Annotated in this window: 20 protein-coding genes and 1 pseudogene; 9 read left to right on the plus strand and 12 right to left on the minus strand. The window is 61.2% G+C overall.

Annotated features, from left to right (window positions below; all coding sequences use genetic code 11):
* Positions 1-4: 4 nt before the first annotated feature.
* From M1617_07070 to M1617_07105, 8 genes and pseudogenes are all read right to left on the minus strand, one after another.
* Positions 5-658, minus strand: a complete 654-nt coding sequence (locus M1617_07070; GenBank protein MCL5888030.1) for a hypothetical protein — start codon at positions 656-658, stop codon at positions 5-7.
* 31 nt (positions 659-689) lie between these two features.
* Positions 690-938: a hypothetical protein gene (locus M1617_07075; protein ID MCL5888031.1), complete on the minus strand. Its 249-nt coding sequence runs from the start codon at positions 936-938 to the stop codon at positions 690-692.
* A 17-nt stretch (positions 939-955) separates the two neighbouring features.
* Entirely contained in the window at positions 956-1,282 is a 327-nt protein-coding gene (gene trxA, locus M1617_07080; protein MCL5888032.1) for a thioredoxin, read from the minus strand.
* Positions 1,283-1,320: 38 nt separating this feature from the next.
* On the minus strand, positions 1,321-2,259 hold the full coding sequence (gene trxB, locus M1617_07085) for a thioredoxin-disulfide reductase (protein ID MCL5888033.1): 939 nt from the start codon (positions 2,257-2,259) through the stop codon (positions 1,321-1,323).
* A gap of 5 nt (positions 2,260-2,264) precedes the next feature.
* Complete coding sequence (locus M1617_07090) at positions 2,265-2,570, minus strand: tetratricopeptide repeat protein (protein ID MCL5888034.1); 306 nt, start codon at positions 2,568-2,570, stop codon at positions 2,265-2,267.
* A 125-nt stretch (positions 2,571-2,695) separates the two neighbouring features.
* Positions 2,696-2,926: pseudogene (locus M1617_07095) on the minus strand (FAD-dependent oxidoreductase).
* The gene (locus tag M1617_07100; GenBank protein MCL5888035.1) at positions 2,923-4,053 is read right to left on the minus strand and encodes a PIN domain-containing protein; all 1,131 of its coding nucleotides are present in this window, start codon (positions 4,051-4,053) and stop codon (positions 2,923-2,925) included. Before M1617_07100 ends, M1617_07095 begins: the two are co-directional and overlap by 4 nt.
* A 16-nt stretch (positions 4,054-4,069) precedes the next feature.
* Positions 4,070-6,058 carry a hypothetical protein gene (locus M1617_07105; GenBank protein ID MCL5888036.1) on the minus strand — a complete coding sequence of 663 codons (1,989 nt, stop codon included), beginning with the start codon at positions 6,056-6,058 and terminating at the stop codon, positions 4,070-4,072.
* Between the two features lie 146 nt (positions 6,059-6,204).
* Between M1617_07105 and lon the strand changes: the two genes are divergently transcribed.
* Positions 6,205-8,550, plus strand: a complete 2,346-nt coding sequence (lon, locus tag M1617_07110) for an endopeptidase La (GenBank protein MCL5888037.1) — start codon at positions 6,205-6,207, stop codon at positions 8,548-8,550.
* 6 nt (positions 8,551-8,556) lie between these two features.
* On the opposite strand, the gene M1617_07115 is transcribed toward lon, so the two are convergent.
* Positions 8,557-9,084 (minus strand): hypothetical protein, encoded by a 528-nt coding sequence (locus M1617_07115; GenBank protein MCL5888038.1) that lies wholly within the window; start codon positions 9,082-9,084, stop codon positions 8,557-8,559.
* 141 nt (positions 9,085-9,225) lie between these two features.
* On the opposite strand from M1617_07115, the gene M1617_07120 reads away from it, so the two are divergent.
* The 3 genes from M1617_07120 to M1617_07130 are packed head-to-tail and all read left to right on the plus strand — an operon-like array spanning position 9,226 to position 11,435.
* The gene (locus tag M1617_07120; GenBank protein MCL5888039.1) at positions 9,226-9,912 is read left to right on the plus strand and encodes a class E sortase; all 687 of its coding nucleotides are present in this window, start codon (positions 9,226-9,228) and stop codon (positions 9,910-9,912) included.
* A 22-nt stretch (positions 9,913-9,934) separates the two neighbouring features.
* Positions 9,935-10,900, plus strand: a complete 966-nt coding sequence (locus tag M1617_07125; protein ID MCL5888040.1) for an NAD-dependent epimerase/dehydratase family protein — start codon at positions 9,935-9,937, stop codon at positions 10,898-10,900.
* Positions 10,881-11,435: a hypothetical protein gene (locus tag M1617_07130; protein ID MCL5888041.1), complete on the plus strand. Its 555-nt coding sequence runs from the start codon at positions 10,881-10,883 to the stop codon at positions 11,433-11,435. Before M1617_07125 ends, M1617_07130 begins: the two co-directional genes overlap by 20 nt.
* Here M1617_07130 and M1617_07135 read toward each other — a convergent pair.
* Entirely contained in the window at positions 11,432-11,620 is a 189-nt protein-coding gene (locus M1617_07135) for a 4Fe-4S binding protein (protein ID MCL5888042.1), read from the minus strand. The genes M1617_07130 and M1617_07135 overlap by 4 nt on opposite strands.
* 262 nt (positions 11,621-11,882) lie before the next feature.
* Here M1617_07135 and dnaK point away from each other — a divergent pair, with 262 nt between their 5' ends.
* The 5 genes from dnaK to clpB all read left to right on the plus strand — a co-directional run bounded on the left by dnaK (position 11,883) and on the right by clpB (position 18,536).
* Positions 11,883-13,793, plus strand: a complete 1,911-nt coding sequence (gene dnaK, locus M1617_07140; protein ID MCL5888043.1) for a molecular chaperone DnaK — start codon at positions 11,883-11,885, stop codon at positions 13,791-13,793.
* On the plus strand, positions 13,790-14,344 hold the full coding sequence (grpE, locus tag M1617_07145) for a nucleotide exchange factor GrpE (GenBank protein ID MCL5888044.1): 555 nt from the start codon (positions 13,790-13,792) through the stop codon (positions 14,342-14,344). Before dnaK ends, grpE begins: the two co-directional genes overlap by 4 nt.
* A gap of 7 nt (positions 14,345-14,351) precedes the next feature.
* Positions 14,352-15,452 carry a molecular chaperone DnaJ gene (gene dnaJ, locus M1617_07150; protein MCL5888045.1) on the plus strand — a complete coding sequence of 367 codons (1,101 nt, stop codon included), beginning with the start codon at positions 14,352-14,354 and terminating at the stop codon, positions 15,450-15,452.
* 76 nt (positions 15,453-15,528) lie between these two features.
* Positions 15,529-15,948 carry a MerR family transcriptional regulator gene (locus M1617_07155; GenBank protein MCL5888046.1) on the plus strand — a complete coding sequence of 140 codons (420 nt, stop codon included), beginning with the start codon at positions 15,529-15,531 and terminating at the stop codon, positions 15,946-15,948.
* Positions 15,945-18,536 carry an ATP-dependent chaperone ClpB gene (clpB, locus tag M1617_07160; protein MCL5888047.1) on the plus strand — a complete coding sequence of 864 codons (2,592 nt, stop codon included), beginning with the start codon at positions 15,945-15,947 and terminating at the stop codon, positions 18,534-18,536. Before M1617_07155 ends, clpB begins: the two co-directional genes overlap by 4 nt.
* 32 nt (positions 18,537-18,568) lie before the next feature.
* Here the strand turns inward: clpB and M1617_07165 are convergent, their stop codons facing one another.
* Both M1617_07165 and M1617_07170 read right to left on the minus strand, forming a co-directional pair.
* On the minus strand, positions 18,569-18,940 hold the full coding sequence (locus M1617_07165; protein MCL5888048.1) for a response regulator: 372 nt from the start codon (positions 18,938-18,940) through the stop codon (positions 18,569-18,571).
* Positions 18,912-19,143: hypothetical protein (locus tag M1617_07170; protein MCL5888049.1), on the minus strand; the 232-nt coding region annotated here is incomplete at its 5' end. The genes M1617_07165 and M1617_07170, both read right to left, overlap by 29 nt.

Consider the following 19,143-nt stretch of genomic DNA (forward strand, 5'->3'; position numbering starts at 1 on the left):
GTGATCAGCCGTGCTTCTGTTGTGGGGTTTTGGGGAAGCTGCCCGCCACGAAGCGGTTGTTGATCAGGACGAACAGCGCGTATGCCTGGTCGAGTAGCTCCATCGCCGTGTCGGAGTCCTTCGAAGTAAGTGCCTCCTGCGGACCTCGGAACGGCGAGTCGTGGATGAACGCGTTGCGAACGGCTCGAGTCGCCCGCCACCGCCGAGGAAAATCGCGGAACCCGAGCTCGGCGGCTACGTCTTCGAAGGACTCGCCCACCAAGCTCGGGAACAGACGTCCGATCCGCGCGCCGATGGATCGCTGGCTGTCGAAAACCAACTCCCTGACGTTGAGGCTTGCCCCTTGGGCGGTCAGTATCCGGTCGATGATGTCCTCCAAGATCGACTCAAGGAAGGTCTCGGCCAAGATGACCACGATCTCGTGTTCGGATTCGCGATAGTATGCGCGGATCCGAGAATCAAGTCTCCTGAGGCGATCCGTGGGGAACGTCCTTCGGCTATCCCCGAACGCGGCACACACCGGGCAGGCGATCTCATGTGAGCCGAACTTGGGGTCGGCCGTGAGATAACCACACTCCGGGCACTCGAAGTATGTGGGCGCAACATCGCTGACTCGCTTGTGCACGACGGCCTTTTTGGAGGCTTTCGCTTTCTTCATCGGTCCTGCCGGGTATCCGATGTGCGCATACCTAGATCCGCTTCACGGTCACGGATGCGCTGGGAGCAACATCGAGCATGTCGACCGCATGCTCGAGTTTGGCTCGCGTCTCGCCGAGCAGCACCGTCGCTTGTGCGAGCGCCACGCTCGCATCACGCAAAGCGGCATGGTCCGCAAGGTGGTGGAGTTGCTCGAGCCACTGCTGCGACATCGCCAGTGAGTCATCAGCCTGCTTGATCATGAACTGGAACTGCTCGGCGTTCAGCCCTTTCTCGCACATATTCGCCCCTTTGCCTCCTAGCCCATCAAGGGCGTCAGTTCCTCTACGAGTTTCTTCTTCGGCATCGCGCCAACGAGCTTCTTGACGACCTGTCCATCGACGAAGACGAGCAGGGTCGGGATCGAGAGGATCTCGAAGCGCGTTGCGATTCCAGGGTTCTCATCGACGTTCAGCTTCGCCACTCGCAGCTTATCGCCATACTCCGAGGCGACCTCTGCCAGTACAGGCTCCATCATCCGACACGGCCCGCACCATGGTGCCCAGAAATCGAGGACCACCGGCACGCTGCTGTTCGTCACATCTGCCTCGAAGCTGGCATCCGTGACCTTTACTAGCTCTCCCATGTATTCCAGTCTCCTCTCGTTGTCATGCATCCGTCGATCTAGATAGCACAGACCTTCTCATCAATATACCTGACCGCTTCAAACGCCGAAGAAGCGCCTTTCGCGGCAGCGGTGATGACTTGCTTTAGCTCCGAATCGGTCACGTCACCTGCGGCAAATATGCCCGGCCACGAGGTGCGACCGTCATGGTCTATCTTGATATACCCGGCATCGTCCAAGTCGAGCACGTCAATTGCCAATTCGTTGACCGGATCGATTCCAACGAATATGAACACCCCGTCCAAGGGGAGAACCACATCCGCTTCGCCCTTGGTAGACGCCAGAATCACCGATTGAACCTTGCTGTCGCTACCCTGGATCTCGCGGACCGCCCTGCTCCAGTGCACTTCGATCTTATCGTTGGCGAAGCACTTCTCCTGGATGCACTTGGTGGCGCGAAGTTCATCTCTGCGGTGGACCACGTGTACTCGGGCGGCGAATTTGGTCAGGAACAGGGCTTCCTCGATCGCAGCGTCACCGCCACCTACTACTGCGACGACCTTGTCTCTGAAGAGCGCTCCGTCGCACGTCGCACACCACGAGACCCCTCGGCCGGTGAATTCGGCTTCTCCAGGAATGTGGAGTTTCCTGGGCACTGCACCCGTCGCAACGATGACGGATTTCGCCAGGTACCGCTCATCCTCAGAGGTGGTTACCAGGAAGTCCTGGCCTTCGGATTCGATCTTGGTGACGGAGATGAAGGGCTTGATCTCGGCACCGAACTCCTCGGCTTGTGCAAGCATCAAATCGCCGAGCTGCTGGCCTGAGATTCCCTGAGGGAAACCTGGGTAGTTCTCGACCATGTCTGTGGTCGTGATCTGCCCGCCGGGTATGCCTCGCTCGAAAACGACGGTTTTCGCCCTAGCCCGCCCAGCGTAGATGGCCGCAGTCAGACCAGCCGGTCCGCCGCCGATGATCGCAATGTCTATCTGCTCGATGTCGCTCAAAAGGTGGCTCCTTCGGTAGTCTCGTCAGGCAGCGGGGCTCCAGCAGCTTCTGCCTCTTGGCGAAGTTGTTCCAGGGCGGCGGTTGCTTGCTGTCGCAATCCGTGATCGGGTGAGTTCGGGGTGGCGTCGGTGAGCTCCAGCACTCGCATCAGTTGTGCCTCGGCACCAGCGAAATCCTTACGTCCCTGCCAGAAGAACAGGCCAAGATTGAAATTCGCGCTGATGTGATTCGGCTCCACCTCGAGTCCCTTCGAGACCTCTTGGATGGCGCGGTCCGTCTGGCCGATGAGGAAGTACATCACGGAGAGCTCGGTTCTGGCGTTGACGTCGTCAGGGGTGATCTCGAGGTAATCCTCGTAGTATCGGATCGCCAGTCGGCCCCATCGTGGGTCGCCCGTGTTCTCCCGGAGCGCATAGTAGTAGTTCGCCCGAACTCCTCGGCTTGTGCAAGCATCAAATCGCCGAGCTGCTGGCCTGAGATTCCCTGAGGGAAACCTGGGTAGTTCTCGACCATGTCTGTGGTCGTGATCTGCCCGCCGGGTATGCCTCGCTCGAAAACGACGGTTTTCGCCCTAGCCCGCCCAGCGTAGATGGCCGCAGTCAGACCAGCCGGTCCGCCGCCGATGATCGCAATGTCTATCTGCTCGATGTCGCTCAAAAGGTGGCTCCTTCGGTAGTCTCGTCAGGCAGCGGGGCTCCAGCAGCTTCTGCCTCTTGGCGAAGTTGTTCCAGGGCGGCGGTTGCTTGCTGTCGCAATCCGTGATCGGGTGAGTTCGGGGTGGCGTCGGTGAGCTCCAGCACTCGCATCAGTTGTGCCTCGGCACCAGCGAAATCCTTACGTCCCTGCCAGAAGAACAGGCCAAGATTGAAATTCGCGCTGATGTGATTCGGCTCCACCTCGAGTCCCTTCGAGACCTCTTGGATGGCGCGGTCCGTCTGGCCGATGAGGAAGTACATCACGGAGAGCTCGGTTCTGGCGTTGACGTCGTCAGGGGTGATCTCGAGGTAATCCTCGTAGTATCGGATCGCCAGTCGGCCCCATCGTGGGTCGCCCGTGTTCTCCCGGAGCGCATAGTAGTAGTTCGCCATGTCGAGCAATGCCTGTGGGTTGTGAGGGTTGGTAGCGAGTATCTGAAGGTCCTCAAGGACATTGCGCTGCTCCGCATTGAGCAATTGCAGGAACTCCTCGGGTACCCCTGCCTGAGGCTGTGGGGCAACCAGTCTTGAGCCGTATATAGCCAAGAGCAAGACTGCGACGAAGACCGCGAGCGAGATGGCCAGGATACTGATGGGGATCTTGTACCTTTGCGCAGGCCGCAGTAGATACTTCTTGACGGGGGTGTCGTCGGTGCCGTCTCTGTACCTATCGACCTCCAGGCCTAAGGATTGAGCCTTGAGCAGCATGTTGAGGTCGTTCGTGACCAGCGTGAGACCATCGCACCCGTCTCCGCAAGCCAGGCTTGCGACAGCCAGTATCCGGTCATCGGTGTTCCTGGGCGAAAGGCCGTCGGGGATGATGGCGTCGGACGGTAGAGACATCACCCGCAGAGTGCCGCCGCCTGGCAGGGGCACACCTTCTGCGAGAGAACCGCCTTCGGAAAGCTCGAATATGTGACGACTGACCAATCGCCCCCTGAACCTGAGGTCCGGGTCCACCCTTGATGTCTTGAGCTTATCCAGCTCGCCGAGGACCGGGTCAGGGATAATGACGTTGGCACCGGGATAAGCGAACAGTGCTGCCGGATCAGCAAGCAAAACGTTGGTATCTAGGACTACGGTTCTCATGTGCTCTTCCGCCGGTTCACTTCTGACTACCTGAGATATTATCAGCACGCAGGGTCGGAAGTACTCTTTTTCGGACGAACAGCAGCAAGCCGAGCATCACGAGGATCACGCTGCCAACGATGACGAGCCTGTCGATGTAGGAGGCACGCACGGTCGTCTCGGCATGTGCGAGCCTGAGCTCGCCAGCCCAAATCTCGATGCCCAAGCGGCCCGAGATCGAGGATTCGAGGTCGACCGGGACCGTGATGAAGTTCTCCTGGGGTCGAATCTGTAGCGTCCTTGGCTCATCATTGGCGAGCAGGCCGTCGCCGATGGCCGTGATCCTGAGTTCGAGGTCGGCACCTGAGTCGTTGGTGATGGAAAGCGGGACTTCGCCTCGGCTCGAGGATAGCGTCAGATCAGCGGGAGCACTGATGGAGACCGCCTCAAACACTGACTGTGAATCCCGCAGCGCCGAGTTTGCGAAGGCCAGCCCCCGATCCACCGCCGCCCATCGGCCATCCGGGCCGGCCCACATGCGCCCCTGCGCTAGCAGCGATGCAGCATCCGCCGAGTGGGCGATGGGGTTGTCAAGACCCGCGACCTCGACCAGGGCTGCCGCATGGATCCGCGCCTCGGTAACAGTCTCCCAGTAGTCCGCCTTCGCTTCGCTTGCAGGCAGGATCGTTTCGGCAAGCGTTACAGGCTGGGCATCCGGGTGCGCTGAAGCCTTTTCTGCCGATATGGACGCCATCCATCCTGGATCGAGGAGTGAGAGGATCGCATCCTGGATTTCCTCCGAGTCGGATTGCGGGCCAGAGCCCATCTCGATCACGGCAACGATGGGCATGGTCGCATCTTCCGATACCGCTCGATCGAAGATGGCATCGAGTGCCGAGTCGGCGTCCGCTGTGCTCAGAGCCTGCGAGATGTTCGAGTCGGAGAGCAGAACTCCCATCGCTCCCGACCGGTAGGCTCCCGAGTGAGGAGTGGTCTCGTCGGAAGGCTGGAGTGTACCCACTCCCGAGATCATGAACTCGATCCCGGAGTCTGCCAGATACTGCGTTGCGGCACCGGGCAGACCTTCGGAGAAGAGGGCGCCGGCGGTCGGTGTAGTCTCGAGTACGGTGCGATACGCATCGGCACCTCGGCGAAGATGCCGACTCAGATCTCCGAGTCGCCCGGCCTCCTGAAGAACGCCGACATCAGGCAGGCCGTATGGCAGGTGCAGCAACTCGAGTCTTCCAGTAGCGACGGCGCGTCCGATGAGGTCAAGGGTGGATGCGTATGCTCGAGCCGTGGGATCCTCGGCTGGTACAGCGATGACGCGATCCTCGCGCAGAACTTCGTATCCTTGCGCGATGGCGTGCCACTCTTCCAGCAGGAACGGGGGCACGGCCAGAGTCAGCCGGAGCCGCGGGTTGTCGATCACAAGCTGGGCTATCCGTTGCGCGTCCAGTCGTGCGCGTGATGTCAGGGCGGGATCGCGCACGAACCTGCCGTAAGAGTCGAAGGAGGGCATGCCGTTGATGTTGGCGACAAGAACCACCGGGGCCGACTCGCGCTCTGGATCCCACACCAGCAGCCGATCGGAGATGTTCCACTCACGGACCTCGGTCGAATCGGATCTGACTCGAAGTTCGATGGGGTAAGCCCCAGTGTCCATTCCTAGGTCGCTCAAAGCGCGGTCGAAGCGAATATCGATGGTTCCGGTGGTTAGGTTGCTGAAGACTTCGGTCTTCTGGTAGATCAGTCGCCCTGCCTGAGTGCGCATCTGGAGTCTGGCTTCGAGGTAGCTGGTCGGTCGATCGATCGTGACGGTCACCGTTGCTGCGAGGGATCCATCTTCGGTGGTGGATATGGCATCCTTCTCAAGCCTGACGAGCCCGTCTTGTGTGATTGAGACCGCTGGATTCGCCCATGCGGAAGCCGCCAGTGCGCCAGCCACCAGCACGCTTGCCGACAATATGCCGACCAAGAGCAGGTATCGGACTCTTGCCGGTCGAAAGACCGGAGGGTAGGTCATCTCATATCTCCTGGAACAGTCATAGGGTTTCGAATTTTAGTGAACAGTGTCAGCGAGTGTCGTACCATAAGTGCATACAAGCTGATTATCGCATGATGTATCGAAAGGAGCTTGTTCGATTGTCTGAAGAGAGCAGTTCGAATCAGATGTCCCAAATACTACCGCTGATCCCTCTGCGGGATCTGATACTCTTCCCGCACCTTGTGGTGCCGCTGTTTGTCGGCCGCGAGCGCTCGATCAAGGCGCTGGAAGAGGCGATGCGCAGCGACCATCAGGTTGCGCTCGTCACACAGCGAAACGCTGAGACAGTGGATCCAGGTGAGGCGGAGGTCTACTCTATCGGCTGTGTGGCCAACGTGATACAAGAACTCAAGCTGCCAGACGGAACCGCAAAAGCGCTGGTAGAAGGCGGAAAGCGCATCCGCATCCTCGAGTGGATCACATCCGAGCCATTCATTCAGGTGCGTGTCGAGTACATCGACGAAGTCCCCGACACCGACGTCGAGACTGAGGCGCTCATGCGGGCGCTGATCAACGACTTCGAGAAGGCCGGGGGACTCGGCAAGCCGATACCTGCCGAGGTGCTGATGGCCGCCTCCGGTATCGCAGAGCCCGGGAGGCTAGCCGATTTCGTGGCTTTCCACCTGAACCTCAAGGTCGCCGAGAAGCAAAGCATCCTAGAGGCCATCGACCCCAACACGCGGCTGGAGACTGCAGCCCGCTATCTGGGCAAGGAGCTCGAGATTCTAGAGCTCGGGAGTCGAATCCAGGACCGTGTCAAGGATCAGATGACCAAGACCCAGCGCGAGTACTTCTTGCGGGAGCAACTCAAGGCCATCCAGCAGGAACTCGGTCACTACGACGAGGTTCAGGCCGAGATGGATGACTATCGCACCAGGATCGCTGAAGCGGGCATGCCCGAGCCGGTCGAAGAGAAGGCGCTCAAGGAGCTATCCCGACTCGAGAAGATGCCTTCGGCGAGTGCAGAGACAGGCGTGATCCGCACCTACCTCGACTGGCTGATCGGCCTGCCTTGGAACACCGAGTCGGTCGAAGAACTCGATCTGATTGCGGCCCAAGAGATCCTCGACGAGGATCACTACGGTCTCGAGAAGGTCAAGGAGCGCGTCCTGGAGTACCTTGCGGTCCATAAGCTCACGGACCGGATGCGCGGCCCGATCCTGTGCTTCGTGGGACCCCCCGGAGTTGGGAAGACCTCGATCGGCAAGTCGATTGCCCGCTCACTCGGCCGCGAGTTCATCCGCATGTCGCTCGGAGGAGTTCGCGACGAGGCCGAGATTCGGGGGCATCGGCGGACGTATGTCGGAGCGCTACCCGGAAGGATCATCCAATCGATCAACCAGGCGGGAACCAAGAATCCGGTCTTCATGATGGACGAGATCGACAAGGTCGGCCTGGACTTCCGAGGCGACCCGACGAGCGCGCTGCTTGAAGTCCTCGACCCCGAGCAGAACTACGCATTCCAGGACCACTACTTGGAGGCGCCGTTCGACCTGTCCAACACCATGTTCATCACGACCGCCAACCTGCTCGATCCAATCCCTTCGCCATTGCGCGATCGCATGGAGGTCATCCATTTCCCCGGATACACAGAGGACGAGAAGGCCCGGATCGCGCACGACTACCTGATACCCAAGCAACTCGCAGAGCACGGGCTGAGCAAGGGTAAGCTCGAATTGAGCGAGGACGCCGTGCGAGAGATCGTGCGCAGATACACTCGCGAAGCAGGCGTCCGTGGGATGGAACGCACTGTCGCCATGATCTGCCGACAGGTCGCCCGCCGAGTGGTCGAAGGCAAGAAGACCAAGACGCGAGTGACAGCAAAGACCCTTCACAAGTACCTCGGTCCACCCAAGTTCACCTTCGGACTCGCCGAGGAGAAGGATCAGATCGGTGTAGCTACAGGACTCGTATGGACCGAGGTCGGTGGCGATGTCATCTTCATCGAGTCGACGAAGATGAAAGGCAAAGGCGGGCTCATCTTGACGGGTCAGCTTGGGGACGTGATGCGCGAATCGGCGCAAGCCGCGCTCTCTTACATCCGGACGCGAGCACCCGAGCTGGGCTTGGAGTCGGATTTCGCGGAAGAGTTCGACATGCACATCCACGTGCCGGCCGCTGCTATCCCTAAAGACGGACCTTCGGCGGGTATAACGATGGCCACCTCGCTCGCATCATGCTTGATGGGATGTCCGGTGCGCCGCGATATCGCGATGACTGGCGAGATCACTTTGCGTGGACAGGTGTTGCCAGTGGGTGGGATCAAGGAGAAGCTTCTGGCCGCTCACAGGGCGGGAGTCAAAACGGTGCTCATACCGCATGGCAGCGTTCGTGACCTAGACCTGTTGCCGGCTCCAATCAAAGAAGAGCTCGACATAATCGCGGTCAAGACGATGGACGAGGTTCTCGAGCGAGCGTTGGTCGCCGATTGCTCAGCCGGAATCAGCTCCAAAAAGCGCCGCAGTAGGTGACAGCCGCTATCTGGCGAAGCTGCTGGCGTTGGCGGGCGGTACGTTCTCGCCCCAGTCGATGCGGTTGTTGTCACGCCAGTCGATGACATGCCAGACCTCGTGCTCGATGATCCTCTCAAGCGATGCAGTGTGCGTCCTGCTGATGACGATCCGCCCGCTCTGGAAATAGGCGATCGCCTGGAAGCCTCGCGCATTGCCATACTCGACGGTCACACCGCGAAGGATCGGGTAGCGAGCTTTGAACGAGGCCAGAATCGCCTGCGCTCGGTCATCTGAGGAGCCGATCGCGGCTGTCCCAGGAGCAGGAGCGCTCCTTCTTGCCGAGGCGACCGCTCCTGCCTGCGGTCGGTCGAGTTGGAGAGGCACCTTCTCAGCGGTTGCTGGTGGGTTGGTCTCGGTGAATCCTGCCGTAAGTCCGGCTGCGGCGGGGGCTGAGGACAGCGCTGCAACGGCGGATGCCGATCCAGCCAGCAACAGAACGGCAGCCATCACTGCGGCTACCTGCAGGATCGTTCTTTTCGAGTTCAGTCGCACTTCGACACTCCTTCTTCCCAGCCCAAAAGCTTTCGGTTTGCGGGCTGCTTGGGCCGGATGGCCTTCACTGCATATATCGGAATTTCGGCGCGCGACATTAGCCCGACCCCCCGAACGGGCCTAGGGTGTAAACTCAATGTCATGAAAAGCGACCTCGAACAGGCAGCGGGATCGGCGACACAGAATCGGGCGAGGATCCGTGTGATTGCCCTGGCGGCTAGCAACGTGCTGCTGGGATTTTCCGCGGGACTACTGCTCTACTACCTGCTGACAGACGTCTTGAACCGCTTCGAGCAATGGGAGCTGCAGGCCGAGTTCCCCGCAAGGGCAGACACCCTTCCGGTCCCTGACCCCTCACCCGCCGACCCCATCGATCTTGTCGGTTGGGATGAGCAGGACCTGCGCTTTTGGACAGAGCAAGCCGAAGGGGCTTCGTTCGGGCGCTTGATCATCGAGCGGATTGATCTCGACCAGGTGGTAGTCAAAGGCCACTCTCGTGATGTGCTCCGGCGAGGACCGGGGTGGATAGATTACACTGACGTTCCAGGCGAGACCGGCAACGTAGGCATAGCTGGCCATAGGACTACTTTCGGCGCACCGTTCAGACGACTGGACGAAGTCCGGGTAGGGGACATCCTCGAGTTGCAATCGCCGTACAGAAGCTATAGGTACAGCGTCGCCGAGGTGTTCAGGGTCACCCCTGACAGAGTGGATGTGATGCGCCCAACGGATGAGCCGACGCTCACCCTCTCGGCATGCGATCCGCCGTTCAGCGCAGATTACAGGTTGATTGTGCAGGCACGGCTGGTAGAAGTGACGAAGTTCTAGGGTACGAAGACAGGAGATGTGGATGCGGGTATTGGTGACGGGCGGCGCCGGATTCATCGGATCGCACCTGGTCGATGCATTGGTTGAGGAGCACGATGTCGCGGTTGTGGACGATCTGTCGACCGGGAATCGCGCCAATCTGAGCGAGGCAGCAAGATTCACGGAGCTAAGCATCCTCGACCCCCGGTTCGAGGCGGTTGTCGTCGACTTCAAGACCGACGCCATAGTCCATCTCGCAGCCCAGACGAGCGTCGGCGTATCGATTGAGGACCCGGTCGCGGATTGGCAGCTCAACGTCGAAGGTACTCGCCGAGTGGCGTTGGCGGCGCTCGCTGCAGGTACCCGGACGGTACTTTCGGCCTCCTCGGCGGCTGTCTATGGCGATCCGACCTCGATGCCGCTACAGGAGGTCAGCCACAAGCGTCCTATGAGCCCCTACGGCAAGTCGAAGCTCGCCGCCGAAGAGATCCTTGCGGGAGAGCTGGCCGATACGAGCGTGGACTTTGCGAGTCTTCGCTTCGCGAATGTGTACGGCCCCAGGCAGAGCAGCGAGGGCGAGGGGGGAGTGGTGGCCATTTTCGCCGCCAAGATCGCTGCCGGCGACCCGATCGTGGTGTACGGCGATGGACATCAGACTCGCGACTTCATCTACGTCAAGGACGTGGTGTCAGGGATCTTGTTCGCCCTAGCATCCCAGCCGGTGCTCAGGGAAGGCGGAGGCGCTGGCTCGGCATACAATATATCCACCGGGACCGAGACGAGCGTTTCGGACATGATCGAAATCATGGCGGTTCGTTCGGCCACGCCAGTACAGGTGCTCTACGAGCCTCCACGGCCGGGTGATATCAGGAGCAGCTATCTGGATTCCGAGAAAGCGCGGCAGGTTTTCGGCTGGAGTGCGCATATCCCGCTAGCGGAGGGGATTGCTGCGACGCTGGACTGGTACGCTGCGAGACGGAGGCTCGAGGATGGCCGAGAAAGTACCTGAGGCTCCCGACCTAGAGGGAATCTACGCAGCCAAGATACACGCCGATTTGATGGAGGCGGAGCAGATACTGGGGTTGGCCGGAGACGGATACTTCGCCGGCTCAATGTTTGCTCAGGTCATGCTCGCGAAGGGGATTCCGGGACCCGCAGAATCAGCGGGCGGGAGTCCGCTCAGCGGAGCCGACGGGGAGGCTATCGGCAAAGCATTGACTGCGCTGGGATTCGATGCGGCAAAAAGCTTCAAGACGCTGACACGGCCATTCGGGAGCGCCCATCCGGACGACGCCGTGGCCTCAAGACTGAGATTGCAGATCGAGGCTGTCGACCCATTCTGGATCATTGCGCTCGATCGCATCGCTGCGGCAGATGTGGCGCTAGCACTTGGAATTGATGTGCCGGATTTCGGCAGACCGATCCACATCAGGGACCGGGTCGTCCACGCAGTCGATGGGTTCGAGGAAGCGCTTTCAGACGAGAGCCGGAAGCGAGTGATCTGGGGTCAGCTTCGAAAAGTGCCCCGACCCACAGGGCTCTAGCTTTCTTCGATCTCCTCGATGGCACCCATAGGACACTCTTCCAGGCATGCGGAGCAAGCGGTGCAGTCGTCATCGTTGACGGCAACTGCGGTGTCTCCGACTATCTCAAGAACGCTTTCGGGGCATGCGTCGACGCAAATCCCACAAGCAGAACAGTCGTCAGTGTTGATGATCGGACGGGGCATAACGCCTCCTTCTCATGCTGGTCATTCGGCCTTCATCGGAAGCAACTTTATCGGTGCGGGCCGGTGATGTAAAGGTCGAAACGACATTGTTGTGGGGTTTGTTGGGGGAGAAAGATACCTAGTACTTGCTAGGGCCTGATGTAGAGTACGCGCACTTGAGAAAACTTGACAATGGGTGAGTGAGATTTTATACTACGTTCACATGTGAATGCATCCGCGCGGTCGCTGTCATGGCGTCTTCGCGCAATGGAAGGAGATAGAGATGGGTAAGATTCTCGGAATTGACCTTGGCACGACCAACTCTGCGGTCGCGGTGCTTGAAGGTGGCGAGCCGACGATCATCATCAATGCCGAAGGTGATAGGACGACCCCTTCGGTCGTGGCTTTCCGCAAGGATGGCGAGCGCGTTCTGGGCAAGTCCGCCAAGAACCAGGCGATAACCAACCCTGAGAACACGATCACTTCTATCAAGCGATTCATCGGTAGGCGCTTCGAGGAGACGGATTCCGAGCGCAAGACCGTTCCTTACGATGTCCAGAAGGGCAAGGACGGTCGCGTCACCGTCAAGATCGAGGGTAAGAACTACACGCCCGAGGAGCTTTCGGCGATGATCCTGCAGAAGCTCAAGGCCGACGCAGAGGCTTACCTCGGCGAGACCGTGACCGAGGCGGTCATCACCGTTCCCGCATACTTCAATGACATGCAGCGCCAGGCCACCAAGGACGCCGGGAAGATCGCCGGCCTCGACGTGAAGAGGATCATCAACGAGCCGACCGCTGCAGCGCTGGCGTACGGCCTCGACAAGAGCCACGAGAGCCAGACGATTCTCGTGTTCGATCTCGGCGGCGGGACGTTCGACGTCTCCGTCCTCGAGCTCGGTGAGGGAGTCTTCGAGGTGAAGTCCACCAGCGGCGACAACCACTTGGGCGGCGACGACTGGGATCAGCGGGTCATCGACTGGATCGCCGATAAGTTCAAGTCGGATCAGGGTATCGACCTGCGCGCCGACAAAATGGCCCTGCAGCGCCTGAAAGATGCTGCCGAGAAGGCCAAGATCGAGCTGTCGACCACGCAGACCACGCAGATCAACCTCCCCTTCGTGACGGCCGATGCCTCGGGCCCCAAGCACCTGGACTACACGCTTACCCGCGCCGAGTTCCAGAAGATTACCGCCGACCTGCTCGATCGCTGCAAGAAGCCGGTCCAGGCCTCCATCAAGGACGCCGGAATCAAGGCCGCAGACATCGAACACGTGATATTGGTTGGTGGATCGACCCGCATGCCGGCAGTCGCCGAGATGGTCAAGGGCATCACGGGCAAGGATCCACACAAGGGCGTCAACCCTGACGAGGTCGTCGCCATCGGTGCGGCCATCCAGGGCGGCGTGCTCGCTGGTGACGTCAAGGACATCCTGCTTCTGGACGTGACCCCGCTCTCGCTGGGCGTCGAGACGCTCGGCGGTGTGATGACCAAGCTCATCGAGCGCAACACCACGATCCCGACCCGCAAGAGCGAGACCTTCACGACCGCTGCGGACAACCAGACCTCCGTTGAGATCCATGTGCTGCAGGGTGAGCGCGAGATGGCTTCGGGCAACAAGACGCTCGGCAAGTTCCATCTGATGAACATCCCGGGCGCTCCCCGCGGCATTCCGCAGATCGAGGTCGCTTTCGACATCGACGCCAACGGTATCGTGAACGTCTCGGCGAAGGACATGGGCACGGGCCAGGAGCAGAAGATCACAATCACCGGCACAACCGCACTTTCGGACGAGGAGATCGACCGCATGGTCTCGGACGCCGATGCGCACGCCGATGAGGACAGGGCACGCAAGGAAGCCGCTGAGGCACGCAACACGGCCGACACCCTGATCTACCAGAGCGAGAAGACCCTCAAGGACCTCGGCGAGAAGGTTCCCGACGAGACTCGCACAGAGGTCGAAGGCGCTGTCGAGGCATGCAAGAAGGCACTCGAGGGCGAGGATTCCGATGAGATCAAGTCGGCTACCGAGAACCTTCAGACTGCCAGCTACAAGCTAGCGGAGATCCTGTACTCGGACGCGCAGGCGGCACACGCCGAGCACGAGGGTGCCGAAGAGGCCAAGGACTCCGATGATGATGTGGTCGAGGCCGACTACGAGGTAGTCGAGGATGACGACAAGGACAAGAAATGACAGCTGCCCGCAAGCGCGCAGAGGTAGACCCGGAGCTTTCGCAGGATTTAGGGCCCGAACTCGAGCTTCGGGGAGACCAGCTTTCCGCTGATCTCGCCGAGGCCCGGGAAGAGGCTGCTCGCAACCTCGAGGTCGCGCAGCGGACCCAGGCGGAGTTCGAGAACTATCGCAAGAGGGTCCAGCGCGAGCAAGAGGATCTCCTCAAGCGCTCGGGCGAGAGAGTGGTCGTGAGCCTGTTGCCGGCAATCGACAATCTCGAAAGGGCGATAGCCCATGCGGCCGAGTCCGGCGAGTCACAGCTGCTCACCGGGGTAGAGATGGTGCTTTCGCAGTTGCAAGATGTGATGCGAAAGGAAGGCGTCGCCGCGATCGATCCGACCGGGCAGCCCTTCGATCCCACCGTGCATCAGGCCGTCGGGCAGCGAGAGGATGTCGACGTCGCCGAAGGAACCGTGCTTGAGGTGTACCAGAAGGGGTACACGCTATCTGAGCGCGTGATCCGTCCGGCCGCGGTCGTCGTGTCTTTCGGAGGTCCGGCTCAGGAAGGATAGAGAGACGATGGCGGCGGGCAAGAACTACTACGAGACACTAGGCGTCAAGAAGGACGCCACGGCCGAAGAGATAAAGAAGGCCTTTCGCCGCCTGGCGCGGAAGCATCACCCGGATGCGGGCGGCTCCGAGGAGCGCTTCAAGGAGATCAACGCGGCGTACGAGGTTCTATCGGACACCGAGAAGAGGGCGCAGTACGATCAGTACGGCCAGTACTTCGGCGGGGCGACGCCCCCGGGTGGGGCTGCTGGATGGCCGCCGGGCGCCGGCGGTGGTTCCGCTGGCGGCTGGAGCACGGGAGGCGTCGACTTGGGCGACCTTTTCGGCGACCTTTTTGGCGGTGGGAGGCAACAGGCGTCTTCGGCGAGGCGCGGTCGTGATGTCACCTACGAGACGAAGGTCAGCTTCGAGCAGGCGTTCGCCGGTGCTTCGGTGCGACTTGATGTCCAGCTCACCGAGGAGTGCGATGTCTGCAAAGGCAGCGGGGCCAAACCCGGCACCTCGCCGGTGACTTGCCCCGCGTGCTCGGGAACCGGCCACGTCAGCCAGGGCGGAGGCATGTTCGCATTCCAGCGCCCATGCCCGAGGTGCGGCGGCGCGCGCACGATCATCAAGGACCCGTGCACGACGTGCAGGGGCAACGGTCGCGTGTCGAGGGTCCGCCCGCTGACCGTCAATGTCCCGCCTGGTGCGGTGGATGGCGGAAAGCTGCGCTTCAAGGGCAAGGGACAGCCCGGCGAGCACGGCGGCCCGCCCGGCGACTTGTACGTCGTGACAAGGGTGAATCCGCATGCCTACTACGTCAGGGATGGCGCCGACGTCCACATGGAAGTGCCGGTCACCATCGCCGAGGCGACACTTGGCGCAGCGGTGACGATCCCGACTCCGGATGGCAAGCGTGCGAAGCTCAAGATCGGCGCAGGGACCCAGAACGGCAAGGTCTTCCGGATGAAAGGCAAGGGTGCCCCCCGACTCAAGGGCTCCGGCCGAGGCGACCTCAACGTGAAGGTGAAGGTCTCCATCCCCACGAAGCTCACCGCCGAGGAGCGCAAACTCATGGAGAGCCTGGGCGAACTCGCGGATGGCAGTATCCGCGCACACATGACGTGATGGCGAACACGATAGCAGGCGGTGTGCACGCAACGATGTGTGCGGCCGAGAACGACAAGCCGAAAGGCGGAGGAAGATGAAACGCGGGCGATCGAACAATCGCAGCAGGCCACTGTATATGATCAGCGTGGCGGCCGACTTGGCGGGCATGCACCCGCAGACGCTGCGTATATACGAGCGCAAGGAACTCGTGATGCCGCAGCGCTCATCGGGCAACACGCGCCTTTACTCGGACGCGGACATCGACCAGCTGCGACTCATCCAGGAGATGACCGCCGAAGGCGTGAATCTTGCCGGCGTCCTGCGTATCCTCGAGCTCCGGGCGGAGGTAGAAGGCTTGCGTGCCGAGAGAGACGCACTCAAGTCCGCTCTGGTCCTCAAGGACCACGAGCTGGCCAAAATAGCGAGGAAGACTGCAAGTTCAACGACTAGAACCGAGCTTGTGATGGTAAGAAGAGGAGGACTTGTTCGGCGCGAGGGAGGCGACCTGGCATGAGACTCGATAGGTTGACGATAAAGGCCCAGGAGGCCCTGCAGACCGCACAAGAGGCTGCCCACGACGCATCCTCGCAGGTCATCGAGCCCGAACACCTGCTCAAAGCACTCCTCGATTCGGCGGATGGCATCGTCCGCCCTGTCGTGCAAAAGATCGGCGCAGACGCGGGGGCTCTTTCGGCGGGTGTCTCGGCAGCTATTGAGAGCGCACCTAAGGTGACGAGTTCAGGCATCAGTGCGCCTGCTTCGGTCGGTGCGAGGCTCAACACGCTGCTTTCGGCGGCATTCAAGCACGCCGAGACCCTCAAGGACGCGTACGTCTCCACCGAGCACCTGCTGCTTGGCATGACTCAGGACAGCGGCGCGGCCGGGCGGCTACTTGCCGATACCGGGGTGACCACCGAGCGGTTGATGCAGGCGATCGTCGAGCTCAGGGCCGGTGCGAAGGTTACCGACCAGAACCCGGAGTCCTCGTTCCAAGCGCTCGAGCGCTTCTCGCGCAACCTCACTCAGGCGGCCAGGGATGGCAAGCTTGACCCGGTCATCGGCCGCAACGAGGAGATCCGCAGGGTCATCCAGGTGCTGTCGCGCCGCACGAAGAACAACCCCGTGCTCATCGGCGAGCCGGGCACGGGCAAGACCGCTATCGCCGAAGGGCTTGCGCAGCGCATCGTCGACGGTGACGTGCCGACGACCCTGCGAGACAAGGACGTGGTCGCGCTCGACCTGGGCGCGATGGTCGCCGGCGCGAAGTATCGCGGCGAGTTCGAGGATCGCCTCAAGGCGGTCCTGCGCGAGATCGAGCAAGCCGAAGGGCGGCTGGTGCTCTTCATCGACGAGCTGCACACGCTCGTGGGTGCCGGTGCCGCCGAAGGAGCGATGGACGCGAGCAACATGCTCAAGCCCGCACTCGCCCGAGGCGAGCTGCACGCGATAGGAGCCACCACGCTCGACGAGTACCGCAAGCATATCGAGAAGGACGCGGCGCTGGAGCGGCGCTTCCAGCCGGTGCTCGTGGGCGAGCCGTCCGTCGAGGACGCCATAGCGATACTCCGGGGACTCAAGGAGCGCTACGAGGTTCACCACGGCGTGCGCATCACTGACGGCGCCATCGTGGCCGCCGCCACGCTTTCGGATCGCTACATCGCCGATCGCTTCCTGCCGGACAAAGCGATCGATCTCATCGACGAGGCGGCGTCGCGACTGCGCATCGAGATCGATTCGATGCCTGCCGAGATCGACGAGCTCGACCGCAAGCATCGGCAGCTCCAGATCGAGGAAGCCGCGCTGCTCAAGGAGTCCGACGCTGCAAGCACCGAGCGCCTCGAAGCCCTGCGAGCGGAGATGGCGGCCCTTTCGGAGACGCTGACCGGACTCAAAGCGCGCTGGGAGAGCGAGAAGGGCGTGATCGCTGATGTCGGACGCCTCAACGCTGAGATCGACGAGGCCCGCATCGAGGCCGAGCGCGCCGAGCGCGATGGCGATCTGCAGCGAGTGGCCGAGATCCGCTACGGCCGCATTCCGCAGTTGCAGCAGGAGCTGCAAGCCGCGGACGTCAGGCTTCGCGAGCTGCAATCGGGCGACGCGATGCTGCGCGAAGAGGTCACCGAGGCCGAGATCGCCGAGGGCGTGGCGTCGTGGACCGGCATCCCGGTCGCAAGGCTCCTGCAGGGTGAGACCGCGAGGTTGATCCAGCTCGAAGCGCACCTGCACCAGAGGGTCGTCGGTCAGGAGGAGGCCGTCCGCGCGGTGGCCTCGGCGGTTCGGCGTTCGCGCGCCGGGCTCTCCGACCCCGACAGACCGCTGGGCTCTTTCATCTTCATGGGACCGACCGGGGTGGGCAAGACCGAGCTCGCGCGGGCACTTGCGGAGTTCCTCTTCGATGATGAGCGCTCAATGATCCGCATCGACATGAGCGAGTACATGGAGAAGTTCAGCGTCCAGCGCCTGATCGGCGCGCCACCGGGGTACGTCGGCTACGAAGAGGGCGGCCAGCTCACCGAGGCCGTGAGACGCAGGCCCTACAGCGTGCTGCTACTCGATGAGCTAGAGAAGGCCCACCCGGATGTCTTCAATGTGCTGCTCCAAGTGCTTGACGACGGTCGCCTGACCGATGGACAGGGCAGGGTCGTGAGCTTCCGAAACACCATCGTGATCATGACGAGCAACGTCGGCTCACACTACATCCAGGAGTATGCCCGCTCCGGCGGCGAGGAGCTCGATATGCGCTCCGCAGTCGAAGAGGCCCTCAGGCAGACGTTCCGCCCAGAGTTCCTGAACCGCATCGACGACATCGTGCTCTTCCACTCGCTTTCGATGGAGCAGATCAGCGAGATCGTCGAGATACAGCTACGCAAGGTCCGGGACAGACTCGCCGAACGGAAAGTGACCCTCGAGATTACTCCCGCAGCGATGGACCGCATCTCGCTCGAAGGATTCGATCCGGTGTTCGGAGCGCGTCCGCTCAAGCGAGTGATCCAGCGTGAGGTGATCGACCGTGTGGCCAAGGCGCTGATCGAGGGTGTCATCTCGGAAGGCGACACAGCTACCATCGACATGATCGACGATGAGCTCGGCATGGCCATCTAGGCACGCGAGTGAGCGAAGCGCTACTGCACTGATCAGTGTTGCAGTAGCTGGGCGACTGTCTCTTTGAGCTCGGCGTTGTTGAACGGCTTCACGATGTACGCAGCGACCCTGTGCTGCTCGCCTGCGGCTAGATCCGCCTCGGAGGCGGCGGTCGTCAGCATCACTACGGTAAGGTCCGAGGTCTCGGGTCTCCTTCGTAGCCACTCAAGTACCTCGAAGCCATTGAGCTTGGGCATGACGAGGTCGAGCAGCACGATATCGGGGCATCGGTCTGCGATGATCGTTATGGCCTCCTCGCCGTCTACAGCCTCGATGAGATCGCAGCCGAGAGGCTGAAGAGCAGCGCTGACCAAGCGCCGTATGAAGTTGTTGTCATCAGCGATCAGAATAGTCTTGCCACTCATACGACACCGGCCCAAAAGCAGCCCCTACGGGCGCGTCGGATGGATCCTCCATGGCTCTTTTCTCCGCCAGTAGCCGGTTTCCTACAAGGATTTGCCCACTTCTATGGATTCTTGGCAGGTAGCGGGCGCCAATCGTCGAACCAGTATCTAGTATGCGCAGATTGGGCGTCCCGCACTTGGGGGTGACGGTGGGATCAGAAGGT

The sequence above is a fragment of the Actinomycetota bacterium genome, from assembly GCA_023488435.1.
In the GTDB taxonomy this organism is placed as follows: Bacteria; Actinomycetota; Coriobacteriia; order Anaerosomatales; family UBA912; genus UBA912.